Source organism: Neisseriaceae bacterium (assembly GCA_016864895.1).
Classification (GTDB): Bacteria; Pseudomonadota; Gammaproteobacteria; order Burkholderiales; family Neisseriaceae; genus QFNR01.
The window spans coordinates 1140626-1163856 of the sequence record CP046107.1; the positions used below are offsets into that span (position 1 = coordinate 1140626).

Below are 23231 nucleotides of genomic sequence, written 5' to 3' on the forward strand. Positions count from 1 at the left end.
TTTCATGCAGCTAAATCCTGCTGAGATAAGCGAAATAATTAAGGAAAGAATTAAAAATTTTTCTTTGGGTGAGGAAGTACGTACCCGTGGAACAGTTATTTCTGTAACTGATGGTATCGTTAGGATTCATGGATTATCAGATGTTATGCTAGGAGAAATGATTGAGTTTCCAGGGCATACTTATGGTCTGGCCATGAACTTAGAGAGAGATTTTGTTGGTGCAGTTATCTTGGGAGAGTATAATCACATTACAGAAGGTGATGAGGTTGTCTGTACCGGTCGTATTTTTGAAGTTCCAGTTGGACGTGAATTGGTTGGTCGTGTTGTGAATGCTTTAGGACAACCGATTGATGGTAAAGGATCTATTAATAGTAAAGAGTCAGCACCAATTGAAAAGATTGCACCGGGTGTGATTCAGCGAAAGTCAGTTGATCAACCATTACAAACTGGTTTGAAGGCTGTGGATTCAATGGTGCCTATTGGTCGTGGGCAAAGAGAATTAATTATTGGTGATCGTCAGACAGGTAAGACTACTGTCGCTCTGGATACGATTGTTAATCAAAAAGGTACGGGAGTTATTTGTATCTATGTGGCAATTGGGCAGAAAGCTTCTTCGATTGCTAATGTTGTTAGGAAATTGGAAGAGCAGGGTGCTTTGGCGCACACAATTGTAGTTGCTGCGTCTGCAGCAGAATCTGCTGCGTTGCAATACATTGCACCTTATTCGGGTTGTACAATGGGGGAGTATTTTAGGGATATTGGTGAAGATGCATTGATAGTTTATGATGATTTATCAAAACAGGCGGTAGCTTACCGTCAAATTTCGTTACTGCTTCGTCGTCCTCCTGGTCGTGAGGCTTATCCTGGTGATATTTTTTATTTACATTCAAGATTGTTAGAGCGTGCCGCTAGAATTAATGCACAGGAAGTTGAAAAATTAACTGGTGGGAAAGTGACAGGGAAAACTGGATCCTTGACTGCCTTACCGATTATTGAAACTCAAGCAGGTGATGTATCGGCTTTTGTTCCTACTAATGTTATTTCTATTACTGACGGACAAATATTCTTAGAAACAGATTTGTTTAACTCAGGAATTCGTCCAGCGATTAATGCAGGTATCTCAGTATCTCGTGTCGGTGGTGCTGCCCAAACTAAGGTGATCAAAAAATTAGGCGGTGGTATTCGTTTAGCTTTGGCTCAATATCGTGAGTTGGCTGCATTTTCTCAATTTGCATCAGATTTAGATGAGGCAACACGTAAACAATTACAACATGGTGAAGTGGTAACCGAACTGATGAAACAGAAGCAGTTCAGTACATTGAGTGTTGGTGAGATGGCGGTGACGCTTTGGTCTATCAATGGTCATGCTTATGATGATGTGCGCGTTGTAGATGCATTGAGATTTGAAAAAGAATTTTTAGAATTTGTCAAAACTTCTCATCCTCAAGTAGTCCAAGATATAGATAAGACTGGGGTAATGAGTGAGCAGACGGAGCAGGTTCTGTCTAAAGCAATGGAATCGTTTAAAAAATCTTTTGCATGAAAAGGATTTGAGAGAGGAAAAGAATGGCTGTAGGTAAAGAGATTATCACCAAGATTCGTAGTGTGCAAAATACACAAAAAATCACTAAAGCTATGCAGATGGTGTCAACCTCTAAAATGCGAAAGACTCAAGAGAGAATGAGTAAAGCACGTCCCTATGCAGATGAAGTGAGGGATGTAATGAAACATTTGGCTGCTACAAACCCTGATGAAGCACTTTTATTGCTTGATAGAAGGGAAAATATAAAAAGAGCTTGTATCGTATTAATTACGACAGATAAAGGTTTATGTGGTGGCTTAAATTCAAATGTTTTGAAAGTATTTTTCGCTAAGGTGAAGGAATACACTAAGCAAGGAGTTCCTGTCGATGTTGTATGTTTTGGGTTAAAGGGACTGTTAACTTGCCAACGATTAGGCTTGAATGTTATTGCCAGCACGGTCGGTTTAGGTGATATTCCTAGATTAGAAATACTGCTAGGATCTTTGAAAGTCGTATTTGATAAGTATGAAAATAAAGAAATAGATGTTGTGCATTTAATGTATTCGAGATTTATTAATACGATGAAACAAATGCCTGTGGATGAATATTTTTTACCTGTAGGAAAAGAAGTCTTGGAGGGTGATGAGAGCTCATCAAGGAGTTCTCATTACCAATGGGACTATATTTTTGAACCAAGTGCTTTAGAAGTGCTTGAATTTTTAGTACAGCGTTATTTGGAATCTGTTGTATATCAAGCGGTGTGTGATAGCATGGCTTCAGAGCAAGCAGCTAGAATGGTTGCAATGAAGTCCGCTACTGATAACGCGAGTAACGCAATTAAGTTTTTACGGCTTAAATACAATAAGTCTCGTCAAGCGGCTATTACAACAGAATTATCGGAAATTGTTGCTGGCGCTGCTGCTGTATAGCTATGAGTACCAGTGTTAAGTTATTTTAAGGAATAGGTCTTATGAGCCAAGGTAAAATCGTGCAAATTGTTGGGGCGGTAGTGGATGTTGAGTTTCCTCGTGATTCAATACCTAAAGTTTTTGATGCATTAAAGTTAGTTGATAAAAATTTAACGCTAGAAGTACAACAACAGTTAGGTGATGGTGTTGTGCGAACTATTGCAATGGGTAGTTCAGATGGATTAAAACGTGGACTAATGGTTGAAAACACAGGAAATCCAATTACTGTTCCTGTCGGAATTGAAACTTTAGGTAGAATTATGGATGTGTTGGGAGATCCTGTGGATGAAGGAGGCCCGATTGGCGCAAAAAAAAGTCGTGCAATTCATCAGTTAGCACCCAGATTTGATGAATTATCCAGTTCAACCGAGATATTAGAGACTGGCATTAAAGTTATTGATTTATTATGTCCTTTTGCTAAGGGGGGTAAGGTTGGCTTATTTGGAGGAGCTGGTGTTGGTAAAACGGTCAATATGATGGAATTGATTAATAATATTGCCAAGGCACATAGTGGGCTTTCTGTTTTTACTGGAGTGGGGGAGAGAACTCGTGAGGGCAATGATTTCTATCATGAAATGAAGGAGTCTAATGTATTAGACAAAGTGACCATGGTCTATGGGCAAATGAATGAACCTCCAGGAAATCGTTTGCGGGTCGCGTTAACTGGTTTAACCATGGCAGAATATTTTCGTGATGAAAAAGATGAGTCAGGAAAAGGACGTGATGTATTATTGTTTATTGATAATATCTATCGTTATACTTTAGCAGGAACTGAAGTATCTGCTTTATTAGGGCGTATGCCTTCTGCTGTTGGTTACCAACCTACATTAGCTGAAGAGATGGGGCGTTTACAAGAGCGTATTACTTCAACACAAACTGGTTCTATTACTTCGATTCAAGCGGTTTATGTACCTGCAGATGATTTGACTGATCCATCTCCGGCAACAACATTTGCTCACTTGGATGCAACAGTAGTATTAAGTCGAGATATTGCTTCTTTAGGTATTTATCCAGCCGTAGATCCTTTAGATTCTTCGTCAAGACAGTTGGATCCTGATGTTTTAGGCGATGAGCATTATCAAGTGGCTCGTCAGGTTCAGGCAACCTTACAGAAATATAAGGAGTTGCAAGATATTATTGCCATCTTAGGCATGGATGAACTATCTGATGAAGATCGTATGATTGTTATGCGTGCACGTAAAATTCAAAGATTCTTATCACAACCTTTCCATGTTGCTGAAGTATTTACGGGATCTCCAGGTAAGTATGTCTCTCTAAAAGATACTATTGCAGGGTTTAAAGGTATTTTAAATGGAGATTATGATTATTTGCCAGAGCAAGCTTTTTATATGGTTGGTTCTATTGAAGAGGCGATTGAAAAAGGAAAAACTTTAAACTAAGGAGTAAATTGACATGAGTAGTACCATGCAAGTTGAAGTGGTCAGCAATGAAGAACAGATTTATTCGGGAGAAGCTTCCTTTGTGGTGGTTCCTACTCGTTCGGGTGAACTTGGAATTTACCCTAAGCATGCTCCTATCATGAGTTTACTGAAACCCGGTTTACTGAGATTGGTAGTACCTGATCAAAGTGAAGAAGTAAGAATTAGTGTATCAGGGGGCGTGCTTGAAGTACAACCAGATAATATTAAAATTCTTTCCGATATAGCTGTTCGTTCTGAGGCGTTGGATGAAAAAAGAGCAGAAGAATCAAAACGTATTGCAGAGGAAAAGCTTAAAAATGCTAGTAGTGATCAAGAAAGAGAAAAAGCAGAGATTGCATTAGAGATGGCGATTGCTGAATTAAAAGCGTTGGATTATATAAAAACTCATAAATAGTAATTCTTTTTAACTGGTTTTATTTAGAACCTCGAAGGATATCCTTCGAGGTTTTTTTAACGAGAGGAAGGCGCTTCTTTCCAGTAATAAGCTATATAACAGCTTACAATAAATAAAATACAAAAAATAAAACTCCATATCCTGTCGCTCTCTAATAAAATACTAACAGCAGTGATAAAAAGGAAAATAAAACCTATGATTGCGGGAAAGGGATACCAAGGAGAAAGGTAAGGAAGTTCACTTATTAATTTCTGTTCCTTTAAGAGTTTTCTTCTAAAGTTAAATTGACATATACAAATACTCATCCAGACTACAACCATAGTAATACCTGATACATCGATAATTGCATTAAGAACAGTGCTAATTTCAAAATATTTTAAAAGGAGTCCAGGTAATGCACCCAAAACAGTAATAATAACAGCATAAACAGGTACGCCCCCTTTAGTCAAATAATTAATCCATTTGGGTAAGTGATATTCATTGGATATAGACCACAACATTCTTGAAGAACCATATAAACCAGCGTTTGCAGATGATAAAAGTGCTGTAATGATCACAAAACGGATAATATCTTCCACATAGGGAATATTCATTTGACTCAAAAGTAAGACAAAAGGACTACTACTAATACTGTCTGTATCTATGCCTAGTTGAGATCTGGGAAATAAAAATGCAATAATGGTTATAGTTCCAATAAACATAATTAGTAAACGCCAAAAAGTTGCTTTTATTGCTTTCGGAACACTTTTTTGAGGCTCTTCTGACTCTCCTGCTGCAACCGCAATTAGTTCAGTTCCGGTAAAAGAAAAGTTAACTAGTAGCATTGTTGTAAAAATACCTGCCCAGCCATGAGGAAAAAGATTATCTCCTGAGAAATTATTTAGATAGGTGTTTGGGTATTCTTTGACAGGCACCATCGGGAGGATATTAAATAAAACAATTAGTCCCAGTAAGATAAAACCAATCACAGTTATTACTTTTATCAATGATAAGTAGAATTCAGATTCTGCAAATACCTTAGTCGAATAAATATTAAAGGTAAAAATAAGAGCTGTGAAAATTAAAACCCACCCCCATATAGGAAAATGAGCAAACCATTCATGCATTAAAATAGCAGCAGCAGTAAAATCAATTCCAAGAGTTAGAGCCCAGGATAACCAGTAAGTCCAAGCAATAACATATCCGGTTGCGGGGCCAATAAATTTAGTGGCATAAACACCGAAGGCGTTGGTATTAGGCATATAAGCCGATAATTCACCCAGGCACATCATAACAAAATAAGTGACACAGCCGCCAAAAATGTAGGCTAGAATTGCACCCAAAGAGCCTGATTCATTGATAACAGTACCAGAACCCAGAAATAGCCCAGTGCCAATAGCTCCTCCAAGAGATAACATCACTAGATGTTTTGTTTTGATGGTATGTGTTAATTGATTTCTATTATTGTTTGTGTTCATATTTAACCTAACAGATATTTATGTTTTATTTATGTTTTCGTCTTCAAAAGGTTCACTATAGCCACACTCCTTTTGAGGACATACTTTTTCAGTACCTCTTCTTTTTGAGACTTTGATGGTTAATATTGGCCAGTTGCATTTTGGACAATTTTCTTTGATTGGTTCATTCCAAACAGCATAATTACATTTTGGATAATGGCTACAACCAAAGAAAGATTTACCGTAGCGACTTTTCTTCTCTAATAATGTACCCTGGTTGCATACTGGGCATACAATACCTGTATCTCTTGGTTTGTTAAGAGGTTCTATATACTTACATTTAGGGTAATTAGAGCAACCAATAAAACGGCCATAAGGTCCCATTTTATAAATTAATTGACTTTCACACTCAGGACATGTCCTACCTTCTACAATTTCAAGCTCTCGTGCTTTATCCTCTTTTGTTTGATCAATGTTACGAGTATAGTCACAATCGGGATATCCAGAGCAAGCAATAAATCTACCTCTACGGCCAAATTTTACCTGTAATTTATGTTTTTTACATTTAGGACAAACTTCATCTAGATCTTCTGTTGTTACGTCTTTACGAGAAATATTTTCTTTTTCTTCTACTTGTTGACTAAAATTCTTCCAGAAAGCCCTCATGATAGGCAACCATTTTTTATCACCATTTGCAATGCTGTCTAAGTCATTCTCCATCTTTGCCGTAAAATTGTAGTCTACGTAATGATCAAAGTGCTGTGTGAGAAATTTATTAACTATTTCTCCTCTGTCAGTAGGAATGAATTGTTTTTGGTTGACTTGGACATAGTCCCTATTCTTTAGGGTGGATATGATACTGGCGTATGTGGAAGGTCGTCCAATACCAAATTCTTCTAGTGCCTTCACCAAAGAAGCTTCTGTGTATCTTGGTGGTGGTTGAGTGAAATGTTGTTCCCCGTAAAGTTTATTAACAAATATTTCCTCGTTAATTTTCAAATCAGGAAGAAGTAATTTATTCTCATCTTTTGGCTCATCTTGGCTTTCTTCATATACTGATAGAAATCCATTAAAAATCATTATATTGCCATATGTTTTAAGGATAGAATCTTCAATAGAGATATCCACAGTAGTCGTATGAAATTTAGCTTCAGACATTTGACTTGCAAGAGTTCGCTTCCAAACCATTTGATACAGTTTAAATTGATCGCTGGTCAAAAAAGGTTTCACAGATTCAGGTGTTCGTTCAATAGAAGTAGGACGAATTGCTTCATGAGCTTCTTGAGCATTTTTAGTTTTAGTTTTATAAATGTTTGGCGACTTAGGGAGATATTGAGCATCCATATTTTGTTGAATATAATTTCTAATTTCAGTGATCGCCTCATTAGAAAGAGAAACAGAATCTGTACGCATATAAGTGATTAGGCCAACAGCACCTTGACCAACATCTATACCTTCATATAACTGTTGGGCAGTTTTCATTATTTTTGTGGTGGTCATGGATAGCTTTCTCACGCCTTCTTGTTGGAGGGTGGAGGTAGAGAACGGTGCTACGGGTTTGCGTTTTCTCTGTTTTTTGACAATATCTGACACAATAGCAGGCTTATTAGCAAGATTTTTGATAATTTCATCATTGTCATTTTTTGAAGGAATATCAAATTGTTCTAGTTTTTTTCCTTTGTATTGAAAGAGTTTAGCAGTAAAAGATTTCGAGTCTTTTTCGCTGTCTAGGTGTATTGTCCAATATTCTTTAGATTGAAAGGATGTTCTTGCGTCTTCTCTTTCACAGATTAACCTTAGAGCAGGGCTTTGTACTCTTCCTGCAGATAAACCCCTATGAATTTTTTTCCATAAGAGGGGGGATAAGTTGAATCCAACTAAATAATCTAAAGCTCTTCTAGTTTGTTGTGCATCGATTAGATTTTGTGACAGTCCACGAGGATTTTCGATAGCATATGTTACTGCCGATTTGGTAATCTCATTAAAGGTCACTCTTTGAGGTTGAATATGTTTTAATTTTTCATTTTGTTTGAGTATTTCTTGTAAGTGCCAAGAAATGGCTTCTCCTTCACGGTCTGGGTCGGTTGCAAGATAGATATTATTGCTTTTTATTGCAGCCTTGATTATGGCATCCAAATGCTTTTTATTTTTAGATGCCAATTCATATCTCATTTCAAAGTTATTTTCGGGATCAACTGCTCCCGATTTTGGTGCTAAATCTCTTACATGACCATAAGAAGCCAAGATTTCAAAATCATTACCTAGATATTTTTTTAAGGTTTTTGCCTTTGAGGGAGATTCAACGATAAGTAAATTTTTTGTCATGTGTTTGTATTCTGTTTTTGTTTTACTTACTTAATTGGATATTAAACTCGGTAATACACAATCTCTATTTTATAAGCCTTCTCGGCAAATTCTACTATATTTAAATAAACTTTTAAAATTATTTTTTTTTACTCAGATGGAACAAATTGACTATGCCTTCTTTTTAATGTGAGTTTGGTTAGAGTTGTGTGGAAAATTCCTAGATAAAATGTAATGTTACTTCAGAGAGGGGAGGTATTAGGAATACTAAATTACAAATAAAACTAACTAGTAATTTAGATTGTATTAAGTTGGTTAAATAGTTGGAAAATTACGAGAATAACTAAGCCGGTCGTGTTTAATGTGCGAGGTTTTTGACATACAATGTACTGAGTAAATCATCTCCAATTAGAACAGGCATTTCAGATTGGTTCATCCAGGCGGCTATTAGAGTGATGACTTTTACTGTTTCTATGTCGATCTTATTAGAATCCACTTTCATAATGGCATGGATTAGTATTTCTATTTCACTAAATTCAATTACCTTTTCACGATATAGAAAGTGTATGTAACCTCTAACCTCTAAGGGCAGCGACTTTATTTCCTCTGGAGAGAAAAATCGCATTCTTGATTCTAATTGAGGAAAGCCCAACTCTTTATGTGGGGTTTTAAAATTACATAATTCATCAAAACAAATGAGAGCATCAACAATATCAGCATACTCAAACCCAGCCTCACCAAGCTTTTCTGTAATGTAATACCTAGAAGGTAAGTGACCAAGACTTTGACACTGTTCGAATAAAAACACAAGAACATCAAACATAACTAGTTTCCTTTAAATTAAAAGACTACTCTTTGAAATCGACCGCCCGAAGTTTTTTGAATTCTACCCTCAAGCTCTAACATGAGTAATAAGCTATGAACCTCCTCTGTTTGCAAGTGAAGAGTATTTGAGATCTCATCTGGATGCATGATTTGACTACCCATGATTTCCAATACCTTGTTAACTAATTCATTATCCGATGTCTTTTTATCATCAATTTCATTGTCACGGTTTATATTATTATAATCAGATTCAAGAAAATCTTCCATAATTTCTTGAGCAGATTCGACTAGTTTTGCACCATTTTTTATTAATTGATGAGAACCTTTGGATTGTGTATTGTAAATTGAACCGGGGAAAGCCATGACATCTTTTCCCTGATCTATCGCTAATCTGGCTGTAATTAAAGAGCCAGATTTTAATGTTGCCTCTACGACCACAGTAGTTAAACTCAAACCAGCAATAATTCTGTTGCGAATAGGAAAGTTAATGGCATTGGCTTTAGTACCGATTGGAAATTCAGAAATAATAAGTCCAATTTCGGAAATTTGATGAGCTAGCTCATAGTTAGATTTAGGATAGACTAGATCTATGCCAGTTCCTAGAACCGCAATTGTTGATCCTTTTTCTAAGAGTGCACCTTCATGGGCAGCTGTATCAATCCCAGAAGCCATACCGGATATGACACAAAAACCATTCCTACTAATTTCTTGAGCCGTATTTTTGGCGATATGTAGGCCTTGGGGTGTCGGATTTCTACTCCCAACGATAGCAATTTTTTGTTGATTAAGTAGGTATTTATTACCTCTTAGGAAAAGAACAGGTGGAGATGGATACACCTCTGTTAGTGCCATGGGATAGTCAGAATCATACAGAGTCATTATATGGCAATTTTTGTTTTTATTTTTCCATTGTATTGCGGGTAAAACATACTTTTCCATTACATCTGGATTGAGCCAGTTTTTTGAGACTAAATGGGGTTTTTCAATGAAAGGTCTTAGTTTCTCAAATGGCGTTTTTAAAATTTCATCGGGAGTTTTAAATTCTTTCATTAAATTTAGAAAGCTGATTGCACCTAAGTAGGGAGTAAATGCTACAGTCAAATAATCTTTTAGTTCAGAGTCAGAGAGTATCATATGTATTGATATGTTTAGTGAGGCTCATATTCAGGAATGTCTTCTAAGTCTTGTCCTTTTCCTGTGGCAAAATTTCCGATTTGAATATAAGCATTATCATAGTTTTCAATAATGAGAGCATAGGCCATATTATCTGAAAGATTATAGACTATAGCCTTACCTACTAAATTAACAGGGAAAGCAATGTTTTTAACTGTAATTTTTTCTATATTTGATGAGTCTACCCATGTTGTATTAGGAAGTTTTTCATAAATTGAGACGATAGCACCTCTATCTAGTCCTTGAGCTGTTCCTTTGTTGAGGAGTACTGTTTGATATTTACCAATGTGTTGTCCTATACCTTCAAATACGTGAATGATTTGAGCTTGGAAACTATTAGCAGCAGGGTGAGGTGTGAAATGGAAATTCTTATTGCTATTTTCAGGAACCAATAATAACTTATCTCCCTTACTGATTTCAGCAACTGCTTTGGTTACTATCAGCGGATGAGCCATTTTAGTGGGAATTTTTATAAAAGGAGGTGCTTTTTGACCTAAAATTGTGGCACTAGAATAACGTTCATTTTGAGGTAGTTTTTCCTGTGCCATATTATCTCTTACTAGACGCCTATTGATATTGTGAGGTTCAATGGTTTTTGCTTCTCCAACATAAACAATTTCTTGTCCTATGGATTTCCCTGTTTCTGGGTCTGTAATGTCCTTGTTGGGTCTGTAAATAATATATCGACCTGTATTAATAAGATTGTTTGCATAAATTCTATCACCGGGTAAATAAAAGTAAGTATTTTTTGAGTTACCAATGATATAAGGGGAGTTTTTAATTTCATCATTTTCAATGATGGTGGGGTATGTCATAAAATTTTTCAATAAGTTCATTGGGACAAAAGATGGTTTATTACTTTCTTTGATTCTAATTTGAGGGTATAGTTTGATCACAGGTTTATCTGAATTAATGGGGGTTAACATTGCACCATTTTTTGGTGAAATATTTTTAGAAGAGTTGGCAACGGATAAATAATCATGACTTGTACTTAGATTTGGCAAGACGCTTAGGAATAAAGTTACAGTGAGCAAAGAAATTTTCATTTTAACTACCTTTAGGATTATAGTGTATACTTCTCAAGTTAGTGACATTTAAAAAAATATACAATTTAAACTGATGTGCTGTAATATAACACAGTATTTTGGATTTAATATTATAATTTAACGTGGTAAGTTTTTTAATTGAGATTACTTTAAAGTATCATTGGGTTTCATATGGCAATTTTGAATGTATTAAAATATCCAGATGAGAATTTACACATTGTGGCTCAGCCAGTTGAAAGTGTTAATGGGGAAATTAAGACACTTATTTCTGATATGTTTGAAACCATGTATTCATTAAATGGAGTAGGGTTAGCTGCAACACAAGTTGATTTTCATGTGAGAGTGGTAGTTATCGATGTATCTGAAGAGAAAAATCATCCTCAAGTATTTATTAACCCCGAGATTATTGCATCAGAGGGAGAGATAGAAAGTGAAGAAGGTTGTTTATCAGTGCCGGGGGTGTATGAGAAAGTGGTGAGAGCAGCAAAAGTAAAAGTTAGTGCTTTGGATGAAAATGGGCAGATTGTAAATCTTGAGGCTGATGGATTGCTGGCTAAGTGTATTCAGCATGAAATTGATCATCTTAATGGAAAGGTTTTTGTTGAGTATTTATCTCGGTTAAAACTAAATAGAATTAAATCCAAATTATTAAAGCAGTTTAAGAAAGATTTTGCTTAATGAGAATTATTTTTGCAGGAACGCCTGAGTTTGCGTCACATACTTTGCAAAAATTAATAGAGTATGGGGTTGATGTGGTTGCAGTTGTGACTCAACCTGATAAGCCTAAAGGAAGAGGGTTAAAGTTGGCAGCAAGTCCAGTTAAAGAAGTTGCTCAAAAATATAACATTAAAGTGTTACAGCCGAATTCTCTAAGAAATGAAGATATAGTTCAACAATTGAGAACCTATAAAGCCGATCTGATGATAGTAGTTGCTTACGGGCTCATTATCCCAGCGACTATTCTGGATGTGCCACGATATGGTTGTATTAATATTCATGCATCAATTTTACCTCGTTGGAGAGGTGCTGCACCCATTCAGAGAGCGATTGAAGTAGGAGATAAAAAAACAGGTATTTCAATTATGCGAATGGATGTCGGATTGGATACTGGCTCTATACTAAAAATACAAGAAATTTTGATTAGTGATCGAGAAACAACTAGCAGTTTGCATGATAAATTAAAGCAGATTGGTGCTGAACTGTGTCTTGATGTGTTAAGAGAGTTGCCTAATTTGGTGGCTTACCCACAGCACGAAGAGGGGGTAACTTATGCGCATAAAATTCACAAGAATGAGGCAATAATTAACTGGCATGATTCTGCTATAGTCATTGATCGAAAGATTCGTGCTTTTAACCCATTCCCGATTGCAAGAACCAAAATTAATGATCAAGAAATTAAAATATGGCAAGCAAAGATAGTTTCCAGTAAGTGCCAGTGTACCCCAGGTAGTGTTGTATCAGTGTCTAATCTAGGAGTAGAAGTAGCTACTTCAGAGGGTTCGTTACTAATTGAGCAAATACAAAAACCGGGTTCTCATAAGATGGCAGTTAAGGATTTTATTTTAGGATTCCCTATAAAAGTGGGTACTGTTCTTGGATAGGAGTATTTTTGAACCAAAATAAAATTCAGACATATGCGGTTAAGATTCTTAAGCAAGTACTGTTAGAGAGGCGTAACTTAACTGATGTATTTGCATGTGTTTTTTTTGAAAATTCATTAAAAGAGATCCCTGTTATTAAAGATATTAGTTATGGAGTGCTAAGATATTATAAATTGTTGGATTATTGGGTAAATTGTTATTTAAAAACAACATTAAAAGAAATTGAAATTTATTTGTTACTATTGGTTGCTTTGTATCAATTAAACTATACGAGAGCCGCAGAGTATGCTGTAGTCAATGAAGCAGTTAATTTAGCTGCTAAGAAGTATCAGGGTAAATATAAGAAGTTAGTTAATGCTGTTTTAAGAAATCACCTAAGAGGTAGACCTAATAATTTATTGATTCCAAATGATAATATTGAGGCTCTCTATAATTTACCCCACTGGTGGGTAAATAAAATTATTAATGACTATCCCGGGCAATCAATAGACATATTTTCAGCGTATCAAACACATCCGCCTCTGACATTAAGAGTGAATGCAAGGAAAATAGAGACATCAGATTATTTGAATATTTTAAGGGAAGAATCCATTGAAGCAGTACAGTGGGATCAATTTGCCATATGTCTTATCAAGCCAATACCTGTTACTAAAATTCCTTATTTTTTTGATGGTTATGTTTCTGTGCAAGATTGGGGTGCACAGCAAGCAGTTCCTTTATTAGAAGTTACAGATGACGCTTATGTGTTGGATGCTTGTGCCGCACCTGGTGGGAAAACAGGGCATTTATTAGAGTATGCTAATTGTGAATTATTGGCATTGGATATTAGTCTTGAGAGACTAAAAAAGGTTGAAGATAACCTAAAAAGATTAAATTTATCTGCTCAGTTAAAATGTGCTGATGCCGGAAAATTAGAAACATGGTGGGATGGACGATATTTTGATTATATCTTAGCAGATATCCCATGTACTGCATCAGGAGTCGTTAAAAGAAATCCTGATATTAAATGGTTGCGACAATTAGCTGATGCTAATAATATGGCAAAATCTCATGAAAAATTGATTGATAATTTGTGGAAGTGTTTGAGAAGTCAAGGTAAAATGTTAATTGCAACTTGCTCAATTTTTCGTGAAGAAAATCAAGATCAGATTTTGAAGTTTTTATCTAGAAACCCTGATGCCAGTTTAATGCAACAGTTGCAAATCTTACCCAATAAGGATAAAGATGGATTTTACTATGCTCTGGTGAAAAAGGACTAGTTGTTTCTTAATTATTTTATATTTTTTTTGATAGGTAGTCGATCAATTTATTGTGATGGATATCAAGCGTAGATGAGGTTGATAACCTGCTAGGTGCTGAACATGCTCAGTTACCCTGTTAGGAGCCCACCGAAGTGAATTAGTGCAATTGCTAGACACAGTAGAGTTCTATTTTAGGTTGGGATAGCGTCAAGCAGGCGGCATATGGAGGTGGCTAAATATTATATGTGGCATGTGCATGATAATTTCATTTTGTTGATATTGTTGTGCTAGCAGAGCTTTAAGATGGCTTTAATAGGGGATATACTATAAAAGTTTTAGGATAGCTTTCTAGTTTTATATAGAACAGAATAATTTATTATTTTCCAATTTAAGTTGGGACAAAAGTTGCAAGTAAGAGTTAAACTAGAAATGAGCTTTAGGGGCATGCCTAAACTTTATTCGGTCAGAAAGTCTTGTTACAAAGGATAGAATTGGTAATGGGTAGTTTGTCATTAACATTATAGAGAATGATCCATAATTATGAGATTAAGGAATATATTACTTTTTTTACTGGTTTTGTCAGGTATTACCTTATACATGCTTTCAGTTGCAACAGGGGTTACCAGCAAGCTTTCTGAGTATTTTTGGATTCTCTTAGGGTTTAATGTTTTAATCATTTTTTCTTTATTATTTGTTCTTGGTAAACAATTTTGGAAATTGAAACAAGATGTTAAGAACAGGGTTTATGGTGCCAAATTATCTGAATCTATGATTAAAAGATTTACTTTGGTTGCAGTGCTACCTGGTTTGTTTTTGTTTGCAGTTTCTACTCAGTTTATTTTACACAGTATTAATTCTTGGTTCGGTGATGGAACAAGAGAGGCCTTGGATAGGAGTTTAAGTTTATCTAGGGTGGCTTTGGATAATTTCTCTACACGTATGACTTCAGATGCTCAATTAGCGGGGTTAAAAATTAAGTATGGGCTTTCGATGGGTCAGTCTTTTGCAAACATTTTTCCGAGTATTTCAATTGATCTGAGTAAATTCGATCAGGTGTTAGTCATGGATCGATTTGGAAGTATATTAAAAATTGGGAATAATCCAAGTAAACTGCCTTGGCCTTATTTTGCGGAATTAGATTGGCCGATGATTTCAAATAATACCATTTATACAGATACGACTTTAATAGATGATAAGTTATATTCTGAAGTTTTTTTACACATTTATCCCAATGAAAATAATGAATATATTTTATTTTTTAGAAAGAAAGTACCAGGTAATATTGCTTCTGACGTACAACTTATTAAAGCGGCTAATCAGAACTATGCAGAGTTGACTTACCAGAAAGAAGGCTTACAAACTATTTTTATTTTAACGTTGTTGGTTTCTACTTTGTTATCGATTTTTACGGCTTTATTAGCCGCATTTTTCTTTTCTAGGAAATTTGTTGAACCCTTGATTGTTTTATCGGATTCAACGAGTGCTATTTCGATGGGTGATTTTTCTAAGAAAAATTTAATTGCTAGGGATGACGAATTGGGTCAACTTTGTGAAGAGTTTAATTACATGACTGAACAACTTCAATTGGCAAGAAGGAATTATAAAAATTTATATCGTAAGCAACAAGAGGCACGAAAATATTTTGAAAGTGTATTACTTCACTTAACAACAGGTGTTATTACTTTAGATTCATATGGTTATGTTAAGACTTATAATACTAGTGTAGAAAATATTCTTAAGTTTTCTTTGGAGCCTTATTTAGAGGAACCTTGGCAAGATTGGCCTAATGATGATATACAAATTAGCTTTTTGAAAGCATTTATACATCAGCTACTAAAACAACCAGATGGTAAATCTTTGGAATTTCAATATAGTGTTAACGATAGTATACAAGTGTTGCTTGGTCGAGTTGCAGAATTAGAGGGTGGAAAGGGGTCAGTCCTGGTTTTCGATGATGTGACTAAATTGGTCACAGCTCAAAAAGAAGCAGCATGGGGTGAAGTTGCAAGAAGATTAGCTCATGAGATTAAAAATCCGCTAACGCCCATTCAGTTATCTGCAGAAAGGGTTCAATTTAAATTGGCCTCTAAATTAGATGAGACAGATGCTCAGATATTGAAAAAATCAACTGACACAATTGTGAAACAAGTAGCAGCTTTAAAAGAAATGGTCGAAAGCTTTAGAAATTACGCTAGATCAGTGACATTAAATTTAGTTCAAATTGATTTAAATGAGTTGGTGAGAGAAGTTTTATTATTATATGAAGGGGTAGATTGTACATTTGTTGCAAATTTAAGTAATATAGAGTTAATTGTACAGGTTGATAGTACTTCTATCCGACAAGTACTACATAATATACTGAAGAATGCATTAGAAGCAGCAAGGGAAGATGAGCATCCAGAGGTTATTATACACAGTGAAAGAATTAATGGAGAAGCTATTTTAATTATATATAATAATGGAAAATCTTTTAGCCAGTATATGATTCAGCATGCTTTTGAACCATATGTCACAGATAAAATGGACGGCACAGGGCTAGGGTTAGCTGTTGTAAAAAAAATTATCGAAGAGCATGGTGGAAGGGTCACTTTATCTAATAGAAAAGATAGTGTTGGCGCGTATGTCAAAATAACATTAAGTATTAATGGGTGAATAATGAGAAGTACAGATATATTGATTGTCGATGACGAAGTGGGTATTCGTGATTTATTATCAGAAATACTACAGGACGAGGGCTACACTGTTACTACGGCAGAAAATGCAAATGTTGCCAGAGGATTGAGAGAAAAAGTGAGACCTGCAATGGTATTACTGGATATTTGGATGCCTGATTGTGATGGGATTACTTTGTTAAAAGAATGGTCTCAAAATGGTTTGTTAGATATGCCTGTGATAATGATGAGTGGACATGGTAGTATCGATACAGCGGTAGAAGCAACGAAAATAGGAGCCCTTAATTATCTTGAAAAACCTATTCCCATGCAAAAATTACTTGAAACAGTCAGGTACGCTATTAAGCACAGTGCTATTCAAGCTTCAAATGTTCTATCTTTGAGTAAGCTTGGTAAAAGTGAGAAGATTCAGGAATTAGTTAGTGAATTAAAATATATATCAAAAACTCAGAATAATATTTTGTTAAGTGGAGAGGTAGGTTCTCCCTTTGAAATTGTGGCTCGTTTTTTCCAAAATGATAATGATCCTTGGGTTATCCCCAATAAATCAGAAAATTGGTTAGAGTATAAATCAGATTGGCTAAAGACTGCGAGAAATGGGATCGTTTATTTGGGGGATATTTCTCAGTATAGTCAAAAAACACAAAGTCAGTTGTTAAGTGCGATTCAAAAAAGAGATCAATTTAATACCAGATTCATTGGCTATTTATGTAAACCCTTAGAAAGTATTTACTCTGATGCAGAATTTGATTTGCAATTTATTGAAGAACTTTCTGATTCTGTTGTAACGATTCCGCCATTAAGAGAACAACTATCTGATTTGTTTTTTTTAATTAATAATATTTTGACACAGCTAGTTGAAAGTAAACAAGTTAAGATAGTTAAGTTTAATTCAGCAGCCTTAAATGTATTGACACAATATGATTGGCCAGGAAATATCGAACAATTGAAACATGTAGTCAAAAATTTAGCACTCAACGCAAAGGAAGGACTAGTTGATGCCAATCAGGTTACTTCGCTGTTAGAGCAATTCAAAAAGGAATATCAAGGAGATATGGGCTTTAATTTTGATCAGCCCTTACGTGAGCTCAGAGAAGAAGTAGAAAGAAGTTATTTTGAGTACCACATTAGACAAGAAAATAATAATATGAGTCGAGTGGCGCAACGTGTGGGCTTAGAAAGAACACATCTTTATCGTAAATTAAAACAATTAGGTGTTAATTTCTCTAAGAAAAAATAGCCTAGTTAGCCTATGCATAAGAAAAAAACTAAGCATCATAATAAAGTGCGCATTATAGCGGGGAGTCATCGCTCAAGGTGGGTTAAATTTCCGGATACGGGAGCGTTAAGGCCTACGCCAGATATGATTAGGGAAAAAGTTTTTAATTGGTTAGGACAGTATTTGACTGATCAGAAAGTACTAGATTTATTTGCGGGTTCTGGTGTTTTTGCTTTTGAATCAGCTTCTAGAGGGGCTAATTATGTTGTAGCGGTAGAAAGTGATCGGGAAGCTTATCGGGCAATCAAAGATAATCGTAAAAATTTAGAATTATTTGATGTACATCCTATACAACAAAATGCACTTTGTTATTTAAAAAATATAGAAGAAAAATTTGATGTGATTTTTTTGGATCCTCCTTATGTTTGGGATGAGTGGGATCAATTGTTGTATTTATTACCCTATCATTTAAAAAATCAAGGTGTTGCTTATATAGAGGCAGGGCATTTAATTGATTTTCCTGAAAATTTTGAGATACTTAGACAGGGAAAAAGTGGTAAAAGTTATTATTATCTCATTTGCTTATCTTTGGCATAAAAATAAATATTGAAAACTATGGATATCAAAAAAGAACAAGTTAGAAAAATGATTATTTGTGCATTGTCTGGATTTTCATCTGGAATGCCTTTGTTTTTCTTTTTAAATTTATTACCAGTTTGGTTGCGTTCTGAGCTCGTATTTGTGAACTTCTTTGATTGGTTTAGTATGCTTGGATCTAATGTTGCTTCTTTAAAAGAGGATTTATTGTATACATACATTTATTTTTTTTCTAGTAGTCCTTATTTAATTGCGCCCTCCATTGATTTGAAAAATATAGGTATGTTTAGTTTATTACAACTTCCCTATACCCTAAAATTTTTATGGGCACCATTATTAGACAGATATTCACCTTTATCTATTGGTGGTAGAAGAGGTTGGATGTTAGTGACTCAGATAGCTTTAATGTTTACCATGATGGCATATGCTTGGGTAAATCCAAGTACAGAAATGTTTTATGTAATTGTGCTTTCTCTACTACTTACTTTTTTTTCTGCAACCCAAGATGTGTCAATTGATGCATTTAGACGTGAGATTTTGACTGATGAGGAATTAGGATTAGGAAACTCTATTTATGTGACTATTTATCGATTGGCAATACTAGTGCCTGGTTCGTTATCTTTAATTTTATCTGATTTAATGCCTTGGCCTCAGATATTCATTATTACTGCACTGTTTATGTTTGTAGGCATATTTATGGTATTTATTGCAGAAGAACCGAGTAAGATAGCAATAAAATCGAAGAGTTTCCAAAATATGTTAGTTGATCCTTTAGTTGAATATTGGGAACGTAAAGGGTTTAGGAATCTTTGCTTTATTATTGCTTTTTTTATTTTGTATAAATTGGGGGATAGTTTAGCAGTTTCTTTATCTAGTATTTTTTACTACGATATTGGCTATTCTCGTACTGTAATAGGCAGCATTGCTAAGTATGCTCAAATATCTGCTTCCGTCATAGGGGGGGTTGTTGGCGGTCTTTTAATGCTTAAAATTGGGATTAATAGAGCGTTATGGGGCTTTGGACTGGTACAAATTACCTCTATTTTGGGATTTGTTTGGTTGGCCTCTTTTGGGAAATTTTTCGAAATAACGATGAAAGAACAAATTTATTTAGCTATAGTTGTGGCTTATGAATATTTTGGTATCGGGTTGGGAACCGCTGCTTTTGTTTCTTTCATGGCTAGAGAGGTTAATCCGATGTATGCAGCAACTCAAATTTCTTTGTTATCCGCAATTGCGACAATACCAAGATCGTTTATTGGTGGTTTTGCTGGATTTTTGGTTGAATATTATGAATATAATTATGGCTATGGGTATTATTATTTTTTTTGGACTTGTTTCTTTTTGGCCATTCCGGGTATATTAATATTATTTAAGACAGCACCATGGAATGGAAGAACTAAGCAATATATTGAAACAAAAACAGAGTATAAAGTGAGTTAGATATGAATGCAAAAGAATATATTAGGAATATTGCTCAACAGGCAAAGCGATCTGCCTCTTTATTGGCTCAATTAGAGTCTAAACAAAAAAATAATGTTTTGCAGAGCATTGCCGAAGTATTAGAAAAAAATAGAAATAACTTAAAAAAGGCAAATAAACTGGATTTAGAAGTAGCTATACAAAAAAATTTAGATTCTGCTTTGGTTGATCGTCTAATGATGGATGATAGCGCTATTGATGGAATGATTGCAAGTTTGGAAAAAATTATAATGTTACCCGATCCTATTGGCGAGATGAATGATTTTCACTATCAACCATCAGGTATTTTAGTAGGGAAAATGAGAGTTCCATTGGGGGTTATTGGGATTATTTATGAGTCTCGACCGAATGTGACTTTAGATGCTTTTGCATTATGTTTTAAATCAGGTAATGCTAGTATTTTGCGTGGTGGATCGGAAGTGATTAATAGTAATAAAGCAATAGCTCATTGTATTCGTACAGCGCTTGCTAAAAATAGTTTGCCTGATACTATTCTAGCATTTGTTGAAGATACGGACAGAGAGTTGGTTGGGGAAATGCTACAAGCCAGTGGTTTAATTGATGTGATTATCCCAAGAGGGGGTAAAAGTTTAGTACGAAGAATTTCTAATGAGGCAAGAATTCCTGTGATTAAACATTTAGATGGTATTTGTCATATTTATTTAGATGATGAAATAGATGTACAACAAGCCATTGAAATATCAATAAATGCTAAGACATCTCGGTATGGAACATGCAATACATTAGAGACTTTATTGGTACATGAAAAAATAGCGGGTCAGATCTTACCATTATTGGAAAAAGAATTTCAATCTAAAAAAGTTGAACTAAGAGGATGTGAGAAAACTCTAAGGGTACTGCCTGGAATTAATCTAGCGACAGAAGATGATTGGCATACTGAATATTTAGCACCAATACTGTCAATTAAAATAGTTTCAGATTTGGAGGCAGCAATTGAGCACATTAATTATTATGGTAGTCATCATACAGATGCTATTGTTACTACAAGTTATGGACATTCGAGACAATTTTTACGAGAAGTTGATTCAGCCAGTGTTATGGTTAATGCGTCTACAAGATTTGCTGATGGGTTTGAATATGGGTTGGGTGCTGAAATAGGAATTTCTACAGACAAACTACATGCTCGTGGTCCAGTTGGACTGCTAGGATTGACTTCAGAGAAATGGATTGTATTGGGCTCTGGACAAATTAGGAATTAGATTGATTATTAAGGAGTTAAGTTATGAAAAGAATATTTTATTATTTAATGATAAATATTGCTGTTATTGCAATGACATCGTTAGTTTTATTTGTTGTGCAACTAGCAGGTGTGCCAATTGATACAGCTAGTATGGGTGGTTTATTAGTTTTTTCAATTATTATAGGGTTCACTGGTTCTGTTATTTCATTATGGATATCTCGTTGGATGGCCTTGCGTTCGGTGGACGGTCGTATTATTGAAGTACCTCAAACGGAAGAAGAACAATGGTTAGTGAATACTGTTGCTTGTTTATCTCAAGAATGGGGATTCAAAACACCTCAAGTAGCTATTTATCATTCCAACGACCCAAATGCTTTTGCAACAGGTCCGACTAAAAATCGTTCTTTGGTAGCAGTTAGTAGTGGATTATTAAATATGATGACTAGAGATGAGGTAAAGGGTGTGTTAGGTCATGAAATTGCTCATATTGGCAATGGTGATATGGTAACAATGACTTTGATGCAAGGTGTTTTGAATACTTTTGTTGTATTCTTCTCTAGAATTATTGCGAATATTGTTGAGGAACGCTTTGAGTTGGGTGGTTCTGCTTATATCGCTGTGGTCATCGTTTTGCAAATTTTGTTTGGATTATTAGCGAGTTTAATTTTGATGTGGTATAGCAGACGTAGGGAGTACCGTGCTGATGTGGGTTCTGCCCGACACGTTGGTGCATCTAAAATGATAGCTTCGTTGAGAAAATTAGATAGAGTAACCCAACAACAACCGTTACCTAGAGAAATAAATGCCTTTGGTATTACAGGAAGTAAAGACTCTATATTTTCAACTCATCCTTCTATTGAAAATAGAATATTAGCTTTGCAGGGGTTAAAGAAAATTTAATATTTATCAAAATTTTAATATAATAAACACACTTTAAAGGTGTGTTTTTTTTTAGGTTTTAGGATTAGAATGGAAGTATATTTAGTTGGGGGTGCGGTTAGAGATTATTTATTAGGAACTAATAGTGAGGATAAGGATTGGGTTGTTGTTGGTTCTACAATTGAAGAGATGATTGGCTTGGGGTTTAAGCCTGTGGGTAAATCTTTTCCAGTATTTATTCATCCTGACACTAAGGAGGAATATGCTTTGGCACGTACTGAAAAGAAAGTTGCCCGAGGTTATCATGGGTTTACATTTTATACTGGATCGTCTATTTCTTTGAATGAGGATTTATTGCGTAGAGACTTAACGATTAATGCCATGGCTATGGATAGTAATGGCAATATCATTGATCCTTATCAAGGTCGTGAAGATTTAAATAATAAGATTTTACGACATGTAAGTCCTGCTTTCAGTGAAGATCCATTACGTATATTACGCTTGGCTAGATTTATTGCTAGATTGTGTTTTCAAGTGCATCCCGAAACTAGGCATTTGGTTGAAATCATGGTTGAATCAGGAGAGATAAATTCATTGACCAAAGAAAGAATTTGGCAGGAGTTTTCTAAAGGATTATCTGAGAAATATCCTTATGAGATGTTATTATTTTTATTTGAAACGGGGGTAATGAAAAGTATTTTTCCAGAGCTTCATTTTGCATTTGAGATGAATAAGAAGGCCATTAAAAATATGTTAAACCCAGATCATTTGATGAATATTGACTTATCCCAGCGTTTGGTTAGTATACTTATCTTCTTTCGATCAGAAACGAAAATCAGAGAGTTTCTTGTTTTATTAAAAGTTCCTAAAAAAATAGTTCATTATGTGATGACTTTTTATTGTATTTTGAAATTGTGTAGGGAAGTATCTGAATTTAAATCAGAAACTATTTTAATGTTGTTTGAGTTAGGGGATGCATTTCGTCATCCCGAGCGTTTTGAAAATATGCTGTCTCTTTTAAAACGAATCAAAAATTATTTAAATATCCAATCTGATTTGTTTGAATATAATTTGGATAATATATTTCAAAAGATTCAATCATTAGATATCAGCAAACTTATCATAGGTAAAGTAGGATTAGATGTTCAGAAAGCTATCAGAGGTGCAAGATTAAAACAAATAGAAGCTTTGCTATAATGCATGGAAGTTTTATTTGATTTTTTTCTTGA

Annotated in this window: 19 protein-coding genes; 14 read left to right on the forward strand and 5 right to left on the reverse strand. The window is 34.9% G+C overall.

Translation table 11 applies throughout. The annotated features are described in order from the left end of the window. The first annotated feature begins 4 nt into the window (after window positions 1-4). From GKC53_04860 to GKC53_04875, 4 genes are read left to right on the forward strand one after another with little or no spacing between them, the layout of a single operon-like run. Window positions 5-1543: a F0F1 ATP synthase subunit alpha gene (locus GKC53_04860; protein ID QRN41451.1), complete on the forward strand. Its 1539-nt coding sequence runs from the start codon at window positions 5-7 to the stop codon at window positions 1541-1543. Between the two features lie 23 nt (window positions 1544-1566). Further along, complete coding sequence (gene atpG, locus GKC53_04865; GenBank protein QRN41452.1) at window positions 1567-2451, forward strand: F0F1 ATP synthase subunit gamma; 885 nt, start codon at window positions 1567-1569, stop codon at window positions 2449-2451. Between the two features lie 41 nt (window positions 2452-2492). Further along, window positions 2493-3890, forward strand: coding sequence for a F0F1 ATP synthase subunit beta (gene atpD, locus GKC53_04870; GenBank protein QRN41453.1), 1398 nt, complete (start codon window positions 2493-2495; stop codon window positions 3888-3890). Between the two features lie 13 nt (window positions 3891-3903). Further along, entirely contained in the window at window positions 3904-4326 is a 423-nt protein-coding gene (locus GKC53_04875) for a F0F1 ATP synthase subunit epsilon (GenBank protein ID QRN41454.1), read from the forward strand. Window positions 4327-4382: 56 nt separating this feature from the next. Here the strand turns inward: GKC53_04875 and GKC53_04880 are convergent, their stop codons facing one another. The 5 genes from GKC53_04880 to GKC53_04900 all read right to left on the reverse strand — a co-directional run bounded on the left by GKC53_04880 (window position 4383) and on the right by GKC53_04900 (window position 11110). After that, complete coding sequence (locus tag GKC53_04880; GenBank protein QRN41455.1) at window positions 4383-5783, reverse strand: amino acid permease; 1401 nt, start codon at window positions 5781-5783, stop codon at window positions 4383-4385. Window positions 5784-5801: 18 nt separating this feature from the next. Continuing rightward, window positions 5802-8087 carry a type I DNA topoisomerase gene (topA, locus tag GKC53_04885; protein ID QRN41456.1) on the reverse strand — a complete coding sequence of 762 codons (2286 nt, stop codon included), beginning with the start codon at window positions 8085-8087 and terminating at the stop codon, window positions 5802-5804. 337 nt (window positions 8088-8424) lie between these two features. Then, complete coding sequence (locus tag GKC53_04890; GenBank protein QRN41457.1) at window positions 8425-8889, reverse strand: DUF494 family protein; 465 nt, start codon at window positions 8887-8889, stop codon at window positions 8425-8427. A gap of 17 nt (window positions 8890-8906) precedes the next feature. Further along, window positions 8907-10025, reverse strand: a complete 1119-nt coding sequence (gene dprA, locus GKC53_04895; protein QRN41458.1) for a DNA-protecting protein DprA — start codon at window positions 10023-10025, stop codon at window positions 8907-8909. Between the two features lie 14 nt (window positions 10026-10039). After that, window positions 10040-11110, reverse strand: coding sequence for a hypothetical protein (locus tag GKC53_04900; protein QRN41459.1), 1071 nt, complete (start codon window positions 11108-11110; stop codon window positions 10040-10042). A gap of 171 nt (window positions 11111-11281) precedes the next feature. On the opposite strand from GKC53_04900, the gene def reads away from it, so the two are divergent. The 10 genes from def (at window position 11282) to GKC53_04950 (ending at window position 23199) form a co-directional block, all read left to right on the forward strand. Beyond that, complete coding sequence (gene def / locus GKC53_04905) at window positions 11282-11788, forward strand: peptide deformylase (protein ID QRN41460.1); 507 nt, start codon at window positions 11282-11284, stop codon at window positions 11786-11788. Continuing rightward, window positions 11788-12711, forward strand: coding sequence for a methionyl-tRNA formyltransferase (locus GKC53_04910; GenBank protein ID QRN41461.1), 924 nt, complete (start codon window positions 11788-11790; stop codon window positions 12709-12711). Before def ends, GKC53_04910 begins: the two co-directional genes overlap by 1 nt. Continuing rightward, window positions 12678-13970, forward strand: a complete 1293-nt coding sequence (gene rsmB / locus GKC53_04915; GenBank protein QRN41462.1) for a 16S rRNA (cytosine(967)-C(5))-methyltransferase RsmB — start codon at window positions 12678-12680, stop codon at window positions 13968-13970. The genes GKC53_04910 and rsmB overlap by 34 nt, the downstream gene beginning before the upstream one ends. 522 nt (window positions 13971-14492) lie before the next feature. Continuing rightward, a complete protein-coding gene (locus GKC53_04920) occupies window positions 14493-16604 on the forward strand; it encodes a HAMP domain-containing protein (GenBank protein ID QRN41463.1) in 2112 nt (703 codons plus the stop codon). A gap of 3 nt (window positions 16605-16607) precedes the next feature. Further along, on the forward strand, window positions 16608-17864 hold the full coding sequence (locus GKC53_04925) for a response regulator (GenBank protein ID QRN41464.1): 1257 nt from the start codon (window positions 16608-16610) through the stop codon (window positions 17862-17864). A 12-nt stretch (window positions 17865-17876) separates the two neighbouring features. Next, a complete protein-coding gene (gene rsmD, locus GKC53_04930) occupies window positions 17877-18440 on the forward strand; it encodes a 16S rRNA (guanine(966)-N(2))-methyltransferase RsmD (GenBank protein QRN41465.1) in 564 nt (187 codons plus the stop codon). 18 nt (window positions 18441-18458) lie between these two features. Next, complete coding sequence (locus GKC53_04935; GenBank protein ID QRN41466.1) at window positions 18459-19883, forward strand: MFS transporter; 1425 nt, start codon at window positions 18459-18461, stop codon at window positions 19881-19883. A 2-nt stretch (window positions 19884-19885) separates the two neighbouring features. After that, window positions 19886-21142: a glutamate-5-semialdehyde dehydrogenase gene (locus GKC53_04940; GenBank protein QRN41467.1), complete on the forward strand. Its 1257-nt coding sequence runs from the start codon at window positions 19886-19888 to the stop codon at window positions 21140-21142. Between the two features lie 23 nt (window positions 21143-21165). After that, window positions 21166-22023, forward strand: a complete 858-nt coding sequence (gene htpX / locus GKC53_04945) for a protease HtpX (GenBank protein ID QRN41468.1) — start codon at window positions 21166-21168, stop codon at window positions 22021-22023. A 69-nt stretch (window positions 22024-22092) separates the two neighbouring features. Next, window positions 22093-23199 (forward strand): multifunctional CCA tRNA nucleotidyl transferase/2'3'-cyclic phosphodiesterase/2'nucleotidase/phosphatase, encoded by a 1107-nt coding sequence (locus tag GKC53_04950; protein ID QRN41469.1) that lies wholly within the window; start codon window positions 22093-22095, stop codon window positions 23197-23199. The last annotated feature ends 32 nt before the right edge of the window (window positions 23200-23231 follow it).